General features: G+C 68.5%; 13 protein-coding genes and 2 pseudogenes. 7 read left to right on the top strand and 8 right to left on the bottom strand.

What is annotated here, in order from left to right; genetic code table 11:
* Positions 1-83 precede the first annotated feature (83 nt).
* Complete coding sequence (locus tag ACWH4W_RS19485) at positions 84-851, bottom strand: MDR/zinc-dependent alcohol dehydrogenase-like family protein (RefSeq protein WP_473076989.1); 768 nt, start codon at positions 849-851, stop codon at positions 84-86.
* 122 nt (positions 852-973) lie between these two features.
* Positions 974-1,285: pseudogene (locus ACWH4W_RS19480) on the bottom strand (MarR family winged helix-turn-helix transcriptional regulator); the annotation flags it as partial.
* 1 nt (position 1,286) lies between these two features.
* On the opposite strand from ACWH4W_RS19480, the gene ACWH4W_RS19475 reads away from it, so the two are divergent.
* Both ACWH4W_RS19475 and ACWH4W_RS19470 read left to right on the top strand, forming a co-directional pair.
* A complete protein-coding gene (locus tag ACWH4W_RS19475; protein ID WP_473077551.1) occupies positions 1,287-2,669 on the top strand; it encodes a toxin glutamine deamidase domain-containing protein in 1,383 nt (460 codons plus the stop codon).
* Between the two features lies 1 nt (position 2,670).
* Positions 2,671-2,952: a hypothetical protein gene (locus ACWH4W_RS19470; protein WP_473076988.1), complete on the top strand. Its 282-nt coding sequence runs from the start codon at positions 2,671-2,673 to the stop codon at positions 2,950-2,952.
* Between the two features lie 698 nt (positions 2,953-3,650).
* Here the strand turns inward: ACWH4W_RS19470 and ACWH4W_RS19465 are convergent.
* Positions 3,651-4,766, bottom strand: coding sequence for a tyrosine-type recombinase/integrase (locus ACWH4W_RS19465; RefSeq protein WP_473077550.1), 1,116 nt, complete (start codon positions 4,764-4,766; stop codon positions 3,651-3,653).
* 419 nt (positions 4,767-5,185) lie between these two features.
* On the opposite strand from ACWH4W_RS19465, the gene ACWH4W_RS19460 reads away from it, so the two are divergent.
* Positions 5,186-5,596 carry a transposase gene (locus tag ACWH4W_RS19460; RefSeq protein ID WP_473076987.1) on the top strand — a complete coding sequence of 137 codons (411 nt, stop codon included), beginning with the start codon at positions 5,186-5,188 and terminating at the stop codon, positions 5,594-5,596.
* Between the two features lie 107 nt (positions 5,597-5,703).
* Here the strand turns inward: ACWH4W_RS19460 and istB are convergent, their stop codons facing one another.
* Together istB and istA are read right to left on the bottom strand one after the other, a co-directional pair.
* Positions 5,704-6,501 carry an IS21-like element helper ATPase IstB gene (istB, locus tag ACWH4W_RS19455; RefSeq protein ID WP_473074290.1) on the bottom strand — a complete coding sequence of 266 codons (798 nt, stop codon included), beginning with the start codon at positions 6,499-6,501 and terminating at the stop codon, positions 5,704-5,706.
* On the bottom strand, positions 6,498-7,748 hold the full coding sequence (gene istA, locus ACWH4W_RS19450; RefSeq protein WP_473074291.1) for an IS21 family transposase: 1,251 nt from the start codon (positions 7,746-7,748) through the stop codon (positions 6,498-6,500). The genes istB and istA overlap by 4 nt, the downstream gene beginning before the upstream one ends.
* A 260-nt stretch (positions 7,749-8,008) precedes the next feature.
* On the opposite strand from istA, the gene ACWH4W_RS19445 reads away from it, so the two are divergent.
* Positions 8,009-8,992, top strand: a complete 984-nt coding sequence (locus ACWH4W_RS19445) for a tyrosine-type recombinase/integrase (protein ID WP_473076986.1) — start codon at positions 8,009-8,011, stop codon at positions 8,990-8,992.
* Positions 8,993-9,112: 120 nt separating this feature from the next.
* On the opposite strand, the gene ACWH4W_RS19440 is transcribed toward ACWH4W_RS19445, so the two are convergent.
* Positions 9,113-9,739: a TetR/AcrR family transcriptional regulator gene (locus tag ACWH4W_RS19440; protein WP_473076985.1), complete on the bottom strand. Its 627-nt coding sequence runs from the start codon at positions 9,737-9,739 to the stop codon at positions 9,113-9,115.
* A gap of 99 nt (positions 9,740-9,838) precedes the next feature.
* On the opposite strand from ACWH4W_RS19440, the gene ACWH4W_RS19435 reads away from it, so the two are divergent.
* The gene (locus ACWH4W_RS19435) at positions 9,839-10,492 is read left to right on the top strand and encodes a CatB-related O-acetyltransferase (protein WP_473076984.1); all 654 of its coding nucleotides are present in this window, start codon (positions 9,839-9,841) and stop codon (positions 10,490-10,492) included.
* Between the two features lie 57 nt (positions 10,493-10,549).
* Positions 10,550-11,746: a macrolide family glycosyltransferase gene (locus ACWH4W_RS19430; protein WP_473076983.1), complete on the top strand. Its 1,197-nt coding sequence runs from the start codon at positions 10,550-10,552 to the stop codon at positions 11,744-11,746.
* Positions 11,747-11,996: 250 nt separating this feature from the next.
* Here the strand turns inward: ACWH4W_RS19430 and ACWH4W_RS19425 are convergent.
* Positions 11,997-12,857 (bottom strand): annotated as a pseudogene (locus tag ACWH4W_RS19425) (Tn3 family transposase); the annotation flags it as partial.
* Between the two features lie 1,314 nt (positions 12,858-14,171).
* On the bottom strand, positions 14,172-14,864 hold the full coding sequence (locus ACWH4W_RS19420; protein ID WP_473076982.1) for a haloacid dehalogenase type II: 693 nt from the start codon (positions 14,862-14,864) through the stop codon (positions 14,172-14,174).
* Between the two features lie 285 nt (positions 14,865-15,149).
* On the opposite strand from ACWH4W_RS19420, the gene ACWH4W_RS19415 reads away from it, so the two are divergent.
* A complete protein-coding gene (locus ACWH4W_RS19415; RefSeq protein ID WP_473076981.1) occupies positions 15,150-15,719 on the top strand; it encodes a TetR/AcrR family transcriptional regulator in 570 nt (189 codons plus the stop codon).
* Positions 15,720-15,734: the final 15 nt, after the last annotated feature.

The following is a 15,734-nucleotide window of genomic DNA, read 5'->3' as shown; positions in this document are numbered from 1 at the left end:
CGAGGATCCGACCGGTCAAGCGCCCAGGGTCATGGCGGCGCCGGTGGCGTAGCACCCCGGAGCGCTCGACGGGCCGGGGCTCGTCATCGGACGGGAGCCCTTGACGTGGCTCGGCCGCCGGCAGCGGTCCGCCCGGTCAGGACTTGTCGCCCGGTTCGTTGCGGCGAATCTCGAACTCCTTGTGTCCGTTCGGGCAGGAGGGGCATCTTGTCCCCTTCCTCGACATGGACTTTCTCGCTGCAACCGGCGCAGTGGAAGTCGTCCGTCTTTTGTGCCTTCTCGCCCGCCTCTGCCGTCATGACCGGTCGCCCCCGCCCTCGTGGTCCGTCGCCCACGACGTCGAGGGCCACCTTTGTCCAGCCGGACTCGCGCCGGTCGAAAGTCCGGTAGGCGTCGAGCGCGTTCTCGGTTCCGACCCAGCGGGTGATCAGCGGCGTGGGGTCGAGACGGCCCGCGGCGACCATGGACACCGGGCCGGGCACGTAGCGGCGGTGGTTGCAGTTGTCCCTCTTGAGCGTGAGGTTCTTCATGAACGCCTCACCGAACGGGTAATGCTGCACCTGCGGCGGATAGACCACCACGGTGCCGATCGTGCCGGCCTTGGCCGCCATCTGCACCGCCCAGCGGGCCGCCGGTGACGGCGCGTCGCCGGGCACCCACGTCTTTCCGTCCGGGTTCTGCTCCGGAACCGCCTCGTCCCGTTCGTGGCCGAACTGCTCGCCCTGACTGCGCAGGGCTTCGGCGGCCGGCCCGTGGGACGGTCGCTGGGCGTCCACACCCACGGCGTCGATCACCCGGTCCGTCCCGATGCCGCCGGAGCCGCCGCGATGCCGGCCCCGGGCGTAGAACACTGCACATGTCCCCGTCCAGCACCGAGCTCCCTACGGCCGGGATCCGGGAGCGGGCACCCCTTCTCCACGAGTCTCTTGCGTGATGCAAAACTTCGGATCGAATGACGAAGACCGGCAGGCCCTCAGGCGTCGCCGACTGCCGGGAGACCTGTCGTCCACCCCAACGGATGAGGGCCCACCGTGTCGTCCCGGACCGGAGCAAACGGCTCTCCGCCTGCTTCGTTGAATGCGGCCAGCGCCTCGACGAGGGCCGATCGCTGAGTCGGGCTCAGCCGCTGCACGATCTCGGTGATCGCAGCGCGGCGGCGGGCGGTGACATCGGCGACCGTGCGGCTGCCTTCCTCGGTGAGCCGGAGCAGCGTCTCACGTCGGCTGGTGGGGTTCGGCTGTCGGTCGGCGAGGCCGGCGGCGATCAGGCGGTCGACCATCCGCATGGTGACCACCACCGCCTACGACGCCGTGAACAACGTCGTCAAGCAGACGGACGCCGACAAGCGCGCCACCGCCTACGGATACGACAAGCTGGACCGGCTGACCGAAGTCACCGCTCCGGGCGGCGCGGTCACCACGTACGGCTACGACACAGTGGGCAACGTCACCGAGCGCACCGACGCCAACGGCCACGTCACCACGTACGGCTACGACGCGGCCCGCCGCCGCACCTCGGTCACCGACCCGCTGCAGCGGGAGACCACCTACGCCTACGACGCCGCCGGCAACCTCACCAAGAAGACCACGCCCCGCGGGTCCACCGGCTACACCTACGACCCGCGCGGCCTGCTCACCAAGGTCGACTACTCCGACTCCACCCCCGACGCGACGTTCGGCTACGACGACGCCGGACAGCTGACCGCCCGCGCCAACTCCAAGATCTCCGAGGACTTCGTCTACGACGCGGTCGGCAACCTCACCAAGACCCGCGGCTTCGCCTACACCTACGACGCCGCCGGGCAGATGCTCACCCGCAAGTACTCCGACGGCAACACGATCACCTACACCTACGACAACGACGGCCGCACCGCCACCATGCTGGCCGACGGCAAGACCACCACCTACACCTGGGACCCGGCCGGCAACCTCACCACGTCCGCGCTGCCCAACACCGAGACCGAGGACCGCACCTACGACCGGGCCGGCCGCCTCACCGCCGTCACCTCCGCCAAGGCCGGCACCACGGTCACCAAGACCGCGCACACCCTCTCCCCCGCGGGCCTGCCCACCCACGTCGACATCACCCGCGCCAACGTCGGCACGACCGGCTACGACCTCACCTACGACACCGCAGGCCGCCTCACCTCCGGCTGCTTCCCCCAGCCCTGGGTCGCCGGCTGCGCCACGAGCCGCGCCACGTCCTACACCTACGACAAGGTCGGCAACCGTCTGACCTCCGCCCTCGGCACCACGTCCACCAGTTACACCTACGACGCGGCCGACCAGCTCACCTCCACCACCACCGGCACCACGACCACCGCCTACGGCTACGACGCCGAAGGCAACCAGACCAAGAAGGGCGCCGACACCTACACCTACGACCTGGCCGGGCAGATCTCCGCCGCCACCGTCGCAGGCGCCGCCTACACCTACGACCACAACGCCAGCGGTAACCAGGTCGGCGGCCTCAACGTCATCGTGAGCGACATGCTGCGCCGGGGGCCCGGTGCTCGGGCGATCATAGGAGCATGGCCGAGGAAGGGCGTGGGCCACTACTTCAATGTCGCGAACATCGATGGAAAGGTGGTCTTCCTCGACTTCCAGTCGGGCAAGGCCAATCCAGCGCACAAGAAATACCGCAACTACTACGTGATGAGGGCCAACTGACATGCTCGACCCGGAAGAAGCCGAGCGCAGGGCCGCAGAGTTCCTCACGGAGGAAAGCAGAACATGGGGGCTTTCCTCCAACGTGAGGATCACTCCCGAGTACTGCTTCACGGACAAGGGACGGTTCATCGCTCCCTACGACCATGTCGAGTACCTCGATCACGGACGTCAGGACATGCAACTCGGCGGGAACCTGCCCGTGGCCGTCGACCTGAATACCGGAGCGTGCTCCTTCGTCACTTGGGAGGAAGCGGATGACCTGATGGAGCGTGACCTGCTCTGAGTTCGAGCAAGCGGGTCAGCCCGGTGAAGCAGCGGATTGCCGTGCCTTCTGGTCTCAACGGCCGAGTGGGTACCGCTGTAGGACTACTGGAAAGGCACGGCAGTCCGCACGCACGCAGTCCGGCCCGGGTGATCGCGACGCTGCCGCGTGCGAGCCCCGGCCGTCGACCAGCAGGGATGCCCTCTTCGATGCCTTGCGCTCCTGGATGCGGCGTTCACCGTACAGACCCCTGACCAGCGACCTCATTGTGTTAGCCGTTGTACCTCCGCAAAGGGCGGCAAAGGACGCCTCGGTGTTCAACCGCTTGGGACGTCGTCCATCATGATGTGATCGCAAATGCAGCGTCTCCGAGGACAGCGCTGGAAGACGAACTGCATGACGAGCCGAACGCGTCACGCGTGTACGCACAGTCAGCTTCACGGCGCTGCCCCACCCGAGCGCTCCGGTGAGGCTGGATCTCATGGCTCCGGGCAGAGGCCCACCAAGGATGCTCCTCGGCGGAGCCTCGGTCTATCACTGGCGCTGTCATGCGTCTGTCACCAATTACGCCGACGCCCTCGGACTGCGACGCCCTGACCTGCCACAAAGCACCCACGATGGACTGGCGTGGACGCCCGTAGACGGTTTCTGCAACCTGTGCCCACGTGGTGCCGCTGCGGCCCAACCGGAGGGCAGCCCCGGCAGGCTTCGCTGCGGCCTCAGGCCGCGTCCCACAGGCCGGTGTCCAGGATGCGTGCCGCCTTGGTGATGCTCCCCGGCATCAGATGCCGGTAGGTGCGATACGCCTCCTCGATGGACTTGTGGCCCATCCATTCCGCCACGTCGGTGATCGGTATCCCGTTTCCGAGGACGTTCGAGGCGAAGTAGTGCCGGAAGCCGTACATCCCGACACCGTCCTCCGCAGGGAGGTCGAAGAGCTTCTGCACACGGCGGCGTTCCACCGGCTCCGTGTAGTAGCCGCTCGGACCGCGCAGCAGATAGCCCTCCCTCGTGGTGCCGCGCTTCTCCTCGTACCGCTCCATCGCCTCCCGCACCGAGCGCGGCAGCGGCAGCGGAACCTCCCGGAACTCCCCCGCCCTGCGATGCTTCAGCTTCGCAGGCCTGTGCGTGTTGGAATGGATCTGCTCATGCACCCGGTAGACGTCATCCGCCACGACGTTGCTGACGTTCACTGCCCGGGCTTCCCCGTTCCGCAAGCCGCAGCCCACCATCATGACGATCTCAAGCGCGAGATACTCGTCAGCGGCTGCCCGTGCCTTCTTCAGATAGGCGAGGGACGGGATGACCACCTTTTCGCGGACGTATTCCGGTTCCTGGACGCCCTTCACAGGGTCGTCCGCCATAGCGCCCTTGTCATACGCGTCCCGGAGGATCGTCTTGAGGACGCGGAAGATGTTCACCTGGTTTCCGCGCCCCACCCCGTCCGTCTCCAACTCGTCCAGGAAGCACTCGACCACAATGGGCGTAACCGAGTTCAATTTCCGCGACCCGAGACGAGGAATGATGTGCACGTTGATGGAGCTGTCCACGTGCCATCCCGTCGAGTACTCCGTCATCTTGCGCTGCCGAGGCCGCCACTGCTTCGCGTATTCCACGATCGTCTGCTGACCGAGTTCGCGGCGAACCTCGGCGACAGATGGCGCCGTGGTCTTCTTCTCCGCGTAGATCTGCGTGAGACGCTCGATCGCATCGTCCTGCGTGTCGCAGCCGGCTTCTTCACGTTGCTTGCCGAGAGCGTCCCGGAACCGAATCGTGTACGGGTGCGGGCAGCGGGTCGGCCTGGAGCAACCGCACTCCTTGAAGAAGGACCCCATCCCACGGGCGAGTTGTCGAGCCACGTATCAAGCCTTCCGAGCAGGGCGATGAGCGGCGCAGGAGGCCCCTGCCGTAGGCGCAGGTCAGCAAGCCGGACACCGTCCGGCTTGCTGACCTTTTGCTGACCTGGAGGCGGAGATCAGGGCTCTGACCTGCGAAAACACCAAAACGCTAGATCTTGGACTTGAACATGGTGCGCAGCATGTTGGACTCCTGGAAGACGGCTCCCCGCCAGCTTTCTGCAGGTCAGGGGCGTCCTTCACTGTACATCGGCATGTCTTCGACTCGAAGACTTTCCGGAACATCGTGCGCCGTGGCGAGCAGGCTTCTCACCTGCGTGATCTACACGAAGCAGCCTGCCGCGAAGCCATCGACCGGGAGCACGTACGGAAGACTGCCCCGGTCCAATGCTGATTGGATGCTGACTTGCCTCGGCATGCTCCTGACGGTCTCCGTCACCGCGGCCAGTGTCCAGGGCCGTGACGCCGTCGTCGCCCTGCTCGAGCGGGGACGGACGGCCTATTACTCCCTGGAGCGGGTCTGGGCCGGCGGCGGCTACTCCGGGAGCCTGGTCGGCTGGTCGGCCGACCGGCTCCGTCTCGTCCTCGACATCGTCCGACGTTCCGACGCCGCCCGCGGGTTCACGGTCTTGCCCAGAAGGTGGGTGGTCGAGCGGACCCTGAGCTGGCTGATGCGTTCACGCCGTCTCCTCCGTGACTACGAGACCTTGCCGCAGATGCACGAGGCAGTGGTGTTCTGGTCCATGACGATGCTCATGAGCCGCCGGCTCGCGGGCGGCCGCCGGCGCACCGGACTCATCCCGCACTAGTAGCCGGCGTCTCGGTGGTGAGGCGGCCGAAGACATCTGTCGGTAACGGCGCAATCGTGGACCAGAGGCAGCGGATGAAAAGTGGACCGCTTGTCAGTTGATGTTGGTCATTCCCTGGTGTTGGCGGCGGGGACCCGTCCGAGGTCGCGGCCGCGCATGCGGTAGCTGTCTCCCTTGAGGGAGACGACTTCGGCGTGGTGGACGAGGCGGTCGATCATGGCGGCGGCGACGGTGTCGTCGCCGAAGACCTCGCCCCAGCGGCCGAAGGGTTTGTTGCTGGTCACGATGACCGAGGCCCGCTCGTAGCGGCCCGAGATGAACTGGAAGAACAGGTTCGCGGCCTCGGGCTCGAAGGGGATGTAGCCGACCTCGTCGACGATGATCAGCGGGATCCGGCCGAGCCGGACCAGCTCGTCGTCCAGGCGGCCGGTCTCGTGGGCCTTCGCGAGGCGGGCGACCCACTCGGCGGCGGTCGCGAACGCGACCCGGTGACCGGCCTGACAGGCCCGGATCCCCAGACCCGTGGCCAGGTGCGTCTTGCCCGTGCCGGGCGGGCCGAGGAAGATCACGTTCTCCTTGCCCGCGACGAAGTCGAGGGTGCCCAGGTGGGTGATCGTCTCCCGTTTCACCGACCGCTGGTGCTCGAAGTCGAAGTCCTCGAGCGACTTGCGGGAAGGGAACCGGGCCGCGCGGATGCGGCTCTCGGCGCCGTGCGCGTCGCGGGCGGCGACCTCCCGCTGCAGACAGGCCGCCAGATACTCCTCGAAGCCCCACTGCTCGGCCTTCGCCCGCTCCGCCAGCCGGGAGGCTGCCTCCCGCAGGGCCGGGGCTTTGAGGACCCGGGTCAGATAGGCCAGTTCGGAGGTGACGTCCCGGCCTGACGAGGTGGCCGTGGTGGTGGTCATGCGATCTCCTCCTCCTTGCCGAGGCCGCCCTCGATGACGCCGAAGATCCGGTCGTAGGTGTCCAGCGACCGCTGTTCGACCTCGACCTCACCGTCGTCGGCGGCGGGTTCCTTGCAGGCCGCCAGGCGGGCGGCGCCGGCCGCCGCGGAGTGGGCGGGGTCGGTGATGCTCTGGTGGCGGGCCCAGCAGCGGACGTGCCGGGCGACCTCGGTGCCCTCGCAGAACACCAGGACCTCGTCCAGGCCGGCCTTGACCTCGATCCGGCGGCCGATGGCGAGAGGGTGGACGGAGTAGTCGCAGGTGTCGACACGGACGTAGTGGTCGCGCGGCAGCCGCAGCGACGTGCGCCACCAGCCCGGCGGATCGACCGGCGGCAAGGGCAGCATCCCCGCCCGATCCGCGTCGATGCGGTCGACGGGACGCGCCTGCAGAGTGCGGTGGACCCGGCGGTTCGCCCGCCGCAGCCAGTCCTCCAGCTGAATGTTGAAGTCGGTCGGCGAGGCGAACACCCGCCCGGGCAGGAACGAGGTCTCCAGATAGCCGTTGGCCCGCTCGACCAGGCCCTTCGCCTCCGGATCACCCGGACGGCACTGGATGATCCGGATTCCCAGCAGTCCGGCGAACGCGGCGAAGTCCTCCGTCAGCCGCGGCCGCCCGCCCCGCCAGGAACCGACCGCACCCTCGTTGTCCCAGACCAAAGCCCTGGGAACCGCTCCGAGCCCTGACAGCAGCCGCCAGTGCCCCGCGATCAGATCCGCAGCCGACCGGGTCGGCAGCATCCTCGCCATGATCCAGCGCGAGTAACCGCTGACCATCACCAGGACCGGTGGGCTGCCGGTCTGCCCGAACCCCAGCGGAATCTCCGCCGACGGGAACCACAGATCGCACTGGACCAGCTCACCCGGCTCATAAGCCGTCCTGGACGCCGGGTCCGCCGGAACATAGTCCCGGCGCAGGTCCCGCAGCCGGTCCCGCAGGACCGTCATCCCCCGCTGCCAGCCAATCCGCTCGGCCACCACCGTTGCCGGCATGTCCGGCCAGACCTCGAGCAGTTCCCTGATCCTCGGCTCGACCTCATCCACGACCGATCCCTTCGAGGCCCGCTCGTACTTCGGCGGCCGGTCACTGGACACCGCCCGCCGCACCGTCGTCCGCGAGATCCCGAGCTTCCGAGCAATCGCTCTGATCGGCATGCCCTCGGACCGGTGCAACCGGCGGATCTCCGCCCAGTCCTCCACGCTGATCACCCTTCCTCCCTGCCTGGCTCAACGAGCCAGACGGTTCAGACGGGCCACTTTTCATCCGTTGGAGGTGGCACGTTTTCAGGCGTTGCCGACAGACATCCGGGGTCACCTCCCGCACCCAGCCCCGGTCGGCCAGACGTCGCACCCTGGCCCGCACGCCCTCCAGCCTCGACGGGGTCGCCTTTGCCGCCGAGCCGGCCGAGGATCTGCGACGCTCGCAGCCAGGGGGCGCGCTTCGGTTGCCGCGCGCCCGCGTCGTACCTATGTCCGCCCCTCCAGCCACGTACACCGCGGCGGTCGAGCGGTACCTCACCGGCGCGGGCATCGCGAAGTCCTCCGCGCGGATCTACCGGATCTCGCTGACGACGTGGGGATGGATGTTCGCCGACGAGGCGGCGCCGACCGGTCCCTCCCGCCGGGGCGCGAAGCCGCCCGCCTTCCCCGTCTCCGCGGTCGATGCCCCGGCGCTGCCGGAGGTACTGGCCGAGCTGGCGGCGGCCCGGGCGGACGAGATGGACACCGACACCGTCAACCGTGAACTGTCCATCGCCCGTAAGGCGATCGGTTGGTGGCAGCGGCAGGGCTGGATCGAATGCGACCCGACGATCGGCATCGAGCGGCGGCCGGCACCGCCGGACCGCACCCGCGCCCTCGCCGAGAACCAGATCGCCGCCCTTTTTCACCTGGACGTCGCGCTGCGGGAGAAGATGCTCTACGAATCGGCGGCCCGGGTGGAGGAGATCCTGTGCCTGAACGTCGAGGACCTGCACCCGGGCGACAAGCGCGGCCGGACCCTGGCCAAGGGCGGGGCGACCGAGTGGATCCACTGGCAATCCGGCGCCGCCCAACTGCTGCCCCGGCTGATCGCCGGCCGTAGCCGCGGCCCGCTGTTCCTCACCGGCCGCAAGGCCCCCGCCGGAACGGCGACCCTGGACGTGTGCCCGGAGACCGGCCGGGCCCGGCTCCCCTACCGTCGGATCGAGGAGATCTTCGAGGAGAACACCCGGCTGCTGGCCAACCCGCTCGCCTCACCCGAGGACATCGAGGACCTGGACGGCTGGACCCTGCACCGGCTCCGCCACAGTGCGCTCACCCACGACGTCGAGGGCGGCACCTCCACCCCGATGCTGCTGGCCCGCTCCCGTCACGCCTCAGTCCGCTCCCTGGAGCGGTACGCCCGCCCCGGTGTGGACGCGGTCGCCCGGCACGTCTCCGAGCGCGCCCCGGCCGCCCGCCGCCGTAGATGAGCCCTCGAAAGTTGACCTCGCGGCTATTTGCTCCCTGGTGTCCGAACCAGGGCTACTGGACCGTGATCCATGTCTTGTCGCGCTCTTGATTGCGCTTGTGTTCGCTCTCTGTCTCCTCGATCACACGCTCTCTTCCCGACGGACGGAGAAGGCACCCGCGGCAGCCGCCAGGACTGCCGCCTCTGCGGCCCGTTTCGGGAGTTGCGGGTCCGGATCGGCACGCAGGAGCACTAGCTGGTGGTACAGGGGCGCCGTGGCGGCGATCAGCAGGCTTCGCGCGTCCGTGTGCTGTGCGGGGAGTTCACCGCGCTCGATGGCGCGCTCGACGAGGATTTCGCACTGGGTGTACCGGTCCGTCCACAACTGCGTCTGGGCCCGCGCGGCCTGTTCGGAGTGGAACGAGGCGGCCATCAGGGCGACGGCGAACGACGGCTGCACGACCAGGGATTCCTGGATCTCCTGGTTGAGGGCTGTCAGATCGCCGCGCAGGGAGCCGGTGTCGGGCGGCTGCCAGTCGATCTCGCCGGCGGCGGCGATGACGTCGACGAGCAGGCCGCCGATATCGCGCCAGCGCCGGTAGACCGTGGCGCGGTGCACTCCGGCCCGCGTGGCGACACCCTCCATCGTGAGTCCTTCGTGACCGCCTTCAGCGAGTTCGGCGCGTACCGCATCGAGAACCTGGGCGCGGATGCGGGCGGTGCGACCGCCCGGACGGCGGTCCGACGTCGTGTCCAGTGGGTCTGTCATCGGCAATCAGTATCCGGTTGATCAAGGCGGCAGGGCTGTGCCAGCATCTTAACGCGACAGTTGTCGCTCTAGGTTCGCCAGAGAGGAACCGCTCCCCCGATGCCACCCGTTCCCGCTGACCCCACCGTGCTCCATCCGATGCCCGAGCACCCGCGTGTGGTTCTGCTCAAGCCGTTGGTGAAGTCGCCGTTGATTGAGGTCGGTGACTTCACCTACTACGACGATCCGGACGACTCGACCGCGTTCGAGACGCGCAACGTCCTGTACCACTACGGTCCCGAGCGGCTTGTCATCGGCAAGTACTGCGCGTTGGGGACGGACACCCGGTTCATCATGAACGGCGCCAACCACCGCATGGACGGTCCTTCCACCTTCCCGTTCCCCACGATGGGGGGCTCCTGGGCGGAGCACTTCGACCTGATCACCGACCTGCCCGGCCGGGGCGACACGGTCGTCGGCAACGACGTGTGGTTCGGCCACGGCGCCACGGTCATGCCCGGTGTACGCATCGGCCACGGCGCGATCATCGCCGCCGGCGCCGTGGTCACCGGCGACGTCCCCGACTACGGCATCGTCGGCGGCAACCCGGCCCGGCTCATCCGCACCCGCTACGACGCTGCGGACATCGCCCGGCTCCTCGCCGTGGCGTGGTGGGACTGGCCCGTGCAGCACATCACCAGGCAGGTACGGACGATCATGTCGGGGACCGTCGCCGACCTGGAGGAGGCCGCCGCGCAGATCGACCAGCCCTGACTCGCGTCCTCGCCACACCGCCCGCACCCGCCCCGCGCCAGAAACGAGTGATCGCCCATGTCCCGTCCCCGCGCCCATATCGCGATGGTCGGCGTCCCCATCGTCAGCCATGTCCTGCCCAGCCTCGCGCTCATCCGTGAGCTGGTGGCCCGCGGGCACCGGGTCACCTACGCCAACGACCCGTTCGTGGCCGACCGGATCGAGTCCGTCGGCGCGGAGCTGGTGCCGTGCACCTCCACGTTGCCCGTCGCGGACAATGACTGGCCTGCCGATCCCATCGCCGCGGCGAGCCTCTTCCTCGACGACGCCGTCCAGGCGCTCCCGCAACTGCGCGCCATCTACGACGACGATCCGGCCGACCTGTACCTCTACGACATCGGCGCCTATGCCGCGCGTGCCCTCGCCGAAGCGCAGGGCCGTCCCCTCGTGCAGCTGTCCCCGACGTTCGTCGGCTGGGACGGCTACCAGGAGGAAGTCGCGGCTCATCTGCGGAAGCTGCCGGGCGCCGACGCGTACCGGGACAGGTTCGCACGGTGGCTCGCCGACTGCGGTGCGACCACCACGGACGTGGACACGTTCTCCGGTCCGCCCGCCCGGGCCCTCGCCCTGATCCCGAGAGCGATGCAGCCGCACGCCGATCGAGTCGACACCGGCACGGTGACCTTCGTCGGCCCCTGCTTCGACACCCGAGCGGACACGGACGGCTGGACCCGCCCGGCGGCCGCGGACAACGTGCTGCTGGTCTCGCTCGGCTCGGCGTACACGCGCCAGCCCGCGTTCTACCGCCAGTGCATCGCGGCCTTCGGCGAGCTGCCCGGCTGGCACGTCGTACTCCAGATCGGCAAGTACACCGACCCCGAGGAACTCGGCACCATCCCGCCCAACGTCGAAGTGCGCTCCTGGGTCCCGCAGCGGGCGATCCTGGAACAGGCCGACGCCTTCGTCACCCACGCCGGCATGGGCGGCTGCGGCGAAGGGCTCCTCGCCGGCGTTCCCATGATCGCCGTGCCGCAGGGAGCCGAGCAGTTCATGAACGCCGACCGGCTCGTGGAACTCGGCGTCGCCTGCCGTGTGGACACCGCTGACGCCACCGCCGAGACCCTTCGCGCGGCGCTGAACGACCTGGTCACGGATCCGGAACGCGTCGACAGGTCCAAGCAGCTGCAGGCCGCCGCCCGGGCCGAGGGCGGCACCCGGCGCGCTGCTGACCTCATCGAGAACATGCTGGCCGGCGCCGAAAACCCCGTGCTCTGAAGCACGGCCGCCTCCCTTCCCCGGCTGGCGCCGTCCTCATCCGAGGACCTGTACCTGCAGGGCAAGCGCGGGAAGATCACCGTCAAGGGCGGGGCGGCGGAGTGGATTTGGAAGATGTACGCACAGCGGCGCACCCGCCCGGCCACACCTCCACCGTGCGCCCGGCTCTGGTCAGGGTGGATGCCGTGGCGCCCCGGCCCTCAGAAGTACGCGGGCCGGGCACCGTCGCTGCTGGGGTCAACTCCAGGCCCAGGTCGAGGCGGCTGTTCATGTCCAGCTCGAACCTGCCGTACGGGTTCACGTGCGTCCAGAACAGCGGCGACAGCGCCCGCCGGTCCGCATCGGTGAGCGTGTCGGCCCACTTCGGGTCGGCGAGGACCTGCTGCATCAGCAGCGTGTTGACGTGGACCAGGGCGGACTGAAGCAGGTGGAGGGCGAGCACGGACACCTCCTGGGACTCCTTGTCCTGCCCGGCGAGATCGCCGTCCTTGCCGTAGAAGAGGTCCTTGTTCGCGCTGTTCCAGTTCTCCACGACCTGCAAGCCCTCGTGGATCTCCTGCCGCAGCTCGACGTCGGCGAGGTAGTCGCAAACGAAAGCCGTCCGCACCGCCCGCCCGAGTTCCTCGATCGCCTGGTAGGTGGGGTGTTTTGGCCCGCCGCGGGTGAAGCGGCGCAGGACCTGCTCGGCCTCCGCGGTGCCCAGGCGCAGGGCGGTGGTGTACTTCACGATCTGGTCGTACTGCTGGCGGATCAGATCCCAGTTGATCGTCTTGGCGGACAGCACCGGCGCGAGGTTCGGCCAGCTCTCGTCCTCCCCGGCCGCCGGCCGGTACAGCTTCGCCGAGCCGATGTTCTTCAGCCTCGGCATGAGCTTGAAGTCAAGCATGTGCGCGAAGGCGAAGCCGACGATGGAGGCGCCGTGGGTGTCGGTGTACTGCCGGTCGACGTCCATGTCGGTGCAGTGACGCAGGACGCCCTCGATCATCGAGGCGACCTCGGAGGCCGAACAGGACTTGAGCTGGAAGTAGATGCACACCGACTTCCGCTCGACGTGCCAGTAGATCATCACGCCGGGGCCCCGGTAGCGCTGGTGCCACTCGAGCATCAGATTAGTACGGCCCTGCAGTACCGCACGGGCGACGCTGCCCTGCTCGTGGTCCGCGGTCTGGCGTCGTTCCGGTGGAGCGAGGAGCCGCTGGAGCGCGACCTGACATCCTTCGCGATCATGTCGAGCACGCCGTCGGCGTCCCGGAGGGGATGGCGGATGGACCTCGCTCTCTTCCCGGACGGCCGGCTGTCCGTCGCCGGCGTGGCGGCCGAGTTCCACCTGCTCGAGGCCGCGGGGGTCGGCTCCTCGCCTGCGCTTCCGCGGAAAATGAGGCTGTTGCACTATCGCCGGCCAAGCACCCGTCTCGGAGTGTGCGAGGGCTCATGCTGGCCAGATGCCGGCTTACCTGACGATGCGCCAGGTAAGCACTTCGTCGAGCACGGAGCCATCCTCCGCATCGAGCTGGAAGTCGTTCAACACACCCGACAGCCGGGGCTTCGCCCGGTTCCAGAACACCAGGCGGTCGAGTGGACCTGCGACTGGCCGGATGCCCCGCCGGCGCCCGTGGAGTACACGATCCGGGCAGCCGTGTGGTGCAAAGCGGACCGGGACCCCGACTGTGACCGATCGATCGCGACCGCTACCACTTGGTGGGCAGCCGTGTTCCGACTGCTTGCCCAGACTGCTGCCCCAAGCCGCAAGGCAACGACAGGGAGAAGGCAGGGGAAGAACCCGAGCCGCAGACCGTCCCGCTGCACGTCTCGACTACGACCGGTGTACCCACAAGACACGTGCCGAAGCAGCATCCTCATCCGAGGGTCTCCAAGCAGTCTCGACTGCCGAACACGGCGCGGAAACGCCTTCTCGTAGTAAACCTACCAGTATGGATACCGGGTACCCGTCGGCATGGCAGTCAGTCGTCGCGACGGTGACAGCCCGCCCCGAGCCGCTGCCGCGAGGACTCCTTTCAGGAGGCCGGAGTCCTGCGGGCGGAAAGTCACGCGGTACGCGGACCGGAGGAGAGCGTCGCGCATGTGCGCAAAGCATCGACGACACCGCGGGTGAGGTCCGGGCCGTCCGACCGTGGCCGCTGCCGGACGTCGGGAATTCCCGACGAACCGGGCTTCGCCACCAGCCAGGGGCGAGCCGGCCCGCGGCACCGTCCACCGCAGCGTCACGGCCCGCCTCTCCGCCACCTGTTCGAACGAATCGGCCTCGGCCACGCGGCCGTCGGCACCCGGGTCCCGGCGGCTCACGTCCCTGGACCGGACCGCGGCCGAGTTCCTCCGCTCCCTCTTTACAGCCCCGCAACAGGGCTGTGGCACCACGGCGGGAAGGCTCCGGCCGTCGGATGCCAAAGACCCGTCCGTTCCGGCACTACACCACCGCCAGTACGGCGGCCAACTCCTCCAAGCCACTGGACCGACACGTGAACGAGTCGCTCCTGCGCGGCGGATCCCCTACCGGTCGCTGCACATAAGCAGTTCGCATGCCCACGGCTTGGGCCCCGCGAAGGTCCCAGGCGTGCGCGGCAACCATGAGCACGCGCTCCGGCGGGGAACCTGCCGCGTCGAGCGCGAGCCGGTAGACCTCCGGCGCAGGCTTGTACGCCCGGACGTCCTCGGCGGACAGGACCTGGTGCCAGCGCAGTCCCGTGTGAGCGTTGAGCCGAAGCAGAGAGGCACGGCTGGCATTGCTGAGGGCCAGTACCGGAAAGCGCTCGGACAACCGTGCGAGGCCGGCGAGGGAGTCGCCCCAGGGCTTCATGCGCTGTCCCGCGGTGGCCAGCCGATCGAGGGCGGCGGCGTCGGTCAGGCCGACGCAGCCGGCCACACGCTCGGCCGCCTCCCGGTCGATGACCTGCGAGTTGACGTAGGGCCGCACATTCCCCGCGATGCGACGCTGCTCGCGCTCGACATGCTCTTGCCACACGTCGAGCAGCCGGTCGACAAACGCTTCCTCTGCCGCAGGAACCGCCTCCCGCATGGCCGCTCGCAGCCCACCGGGTTCATCGACCATCGTGCCGAGGACGTCGAAAACGACGGCCTCGATGCGGTGAACCTCGGTCATCCGGCCTCCTCATCACGCGCTCCGGCGTAACACGGTGGACCGAACCGACCGACCAGGCCCGCCATTGCCCCATCGGCGGCATGTCGTGACGAACGGGCGACACGGGCGACAACGGCGTCGCAATGGTCGTTCACTTCGCCGGCGAGACGGGACTCCTCGGCGTTCACGAGGCGTCCTCGGGTGTTCACACCCGCGGAGCCACTGTTGTAACCATACCGCTGGGTGTAGCGTTGAGGTGTGGCTGTCAATAGCGAGACCGTAGATCGAAGCAGCCGACGACCCGGCGTGCAGCACCTCACGCCGGCCGGCGTGAAAATCCTCCAGACAGCCTCGCGGCTCTTCTACGAGCAGGGCATCCACGCCGTCGGTGTCGAGGCGATCGCGGCAGAAGCAGGCGTCACCAAGAAGACCCTCTACGACCGCTTCGGTTCGAAGAACGACCTCATCGTCGCCTATCTGCGCGCTCGTGACGGCTTGTGGCGTTCCACGCTGGTGAAGTACGTCAACGGCCATGACGGTCCCCCGGCGGAGAAGATCCTGGCCACGTTCGACGCCCTGCGCGAGTGGATGCGCGAGCGGAGCCTGCGGGGCTGCGCCTTCATCAACGCGTCCGTGGAACTCCCCGAAGGCCACCCTGGCCGGGCGGTCGCCCGCGACCAGAAGGCCTGGCTGCTCTCCTACCTGGAAGGACTGGCCGCGGAAGCCGGCTCCGACGACCCCGCGGGACTGGCCGCCCAGATTCTGATCCTGCACGAGGGGGCCTGCGTCGCCGATTCCATGCGGTCGCTTGACCAGGCCGTCGATCGTGCTGAACACATGGCCGAAGTCCTCATCGAAAGGTCGCTTCCCCAGTGACCACGCCGATCCCCG

This window comes from Streptomyces sp. DSM 120436 (genome assembly GCF_055778765.1).
This window is presented reverse-complemented; position numbering and strand designations above follow the sequence as displayed.

Bases quoted from the DNA above. Each gene is read 5' to 3' on its own strand.
- ACWH4W_RS19470 (WP_473076988.1), top strand. From the start codon at position 2,671: ATGCTCGACCCGGAAGAAGCCGAGCGCAGGGCCGCAGAGTTCCTCACG.
- ACWH4W_RS19430 (WP_473076983.1), top strand. From the start codon at position 10,550: ATGTCCCGTCCCCGCGCCCATATCGCGATGGTCGGCGTCCCCATCGTC.
- ACWH4W_RS19420 (WP_473076982.1), bottom strand. From the start codon at position 14,864: ATGACCGAGGTTCACCGCATCGAGGCCGTCGTTTTCGACGTCCTCGGC.
- ACWH4W_RS19440 (WP_473076985.1), bottom strand. From the start codon at position 9,739: ATGACAGACCCACTGGACACGACGTCGGACCGCCGTCCGGGCGGTCGC.
- ACWH4W_RS19445 (WP_473076986.1), top strand. From the start codon at position 8,009: ATGTCCGCCCCTCCAGCCACGTACACCGCGGCGGTCGAGCGGTACCTC.
- istB (WP_473074290.1), bottom strand. From the start codon at position 6,501: ATGACCACCACCACGGCCACCTCGTCAGGCCGGGACGTCACCTCCGAA.
- ACWH4W_RS19435 (WP_473076984.1), top strand. From the start codon at position 9,839: ATGCCACCCGTTCCCGCTGACCCCACCGTGCTCCATCCGATGCCCGAG.
- ACWH4W_RS19465 (WP_473077550.1), bottom strand. From the start codon at position 4,766: ATGGGGTCCTTCTTCAAGGAGTGCGGTTGCTCCAGGCCGACCCGCTGC.
- ACWH4W_RS19460 (WP_473076987.1), top strand. From the start codon at position 5,186: ATGCTGACTTGCCTCGGCATGCTCCTGACGGTCTCCGTCACCGCGGCC.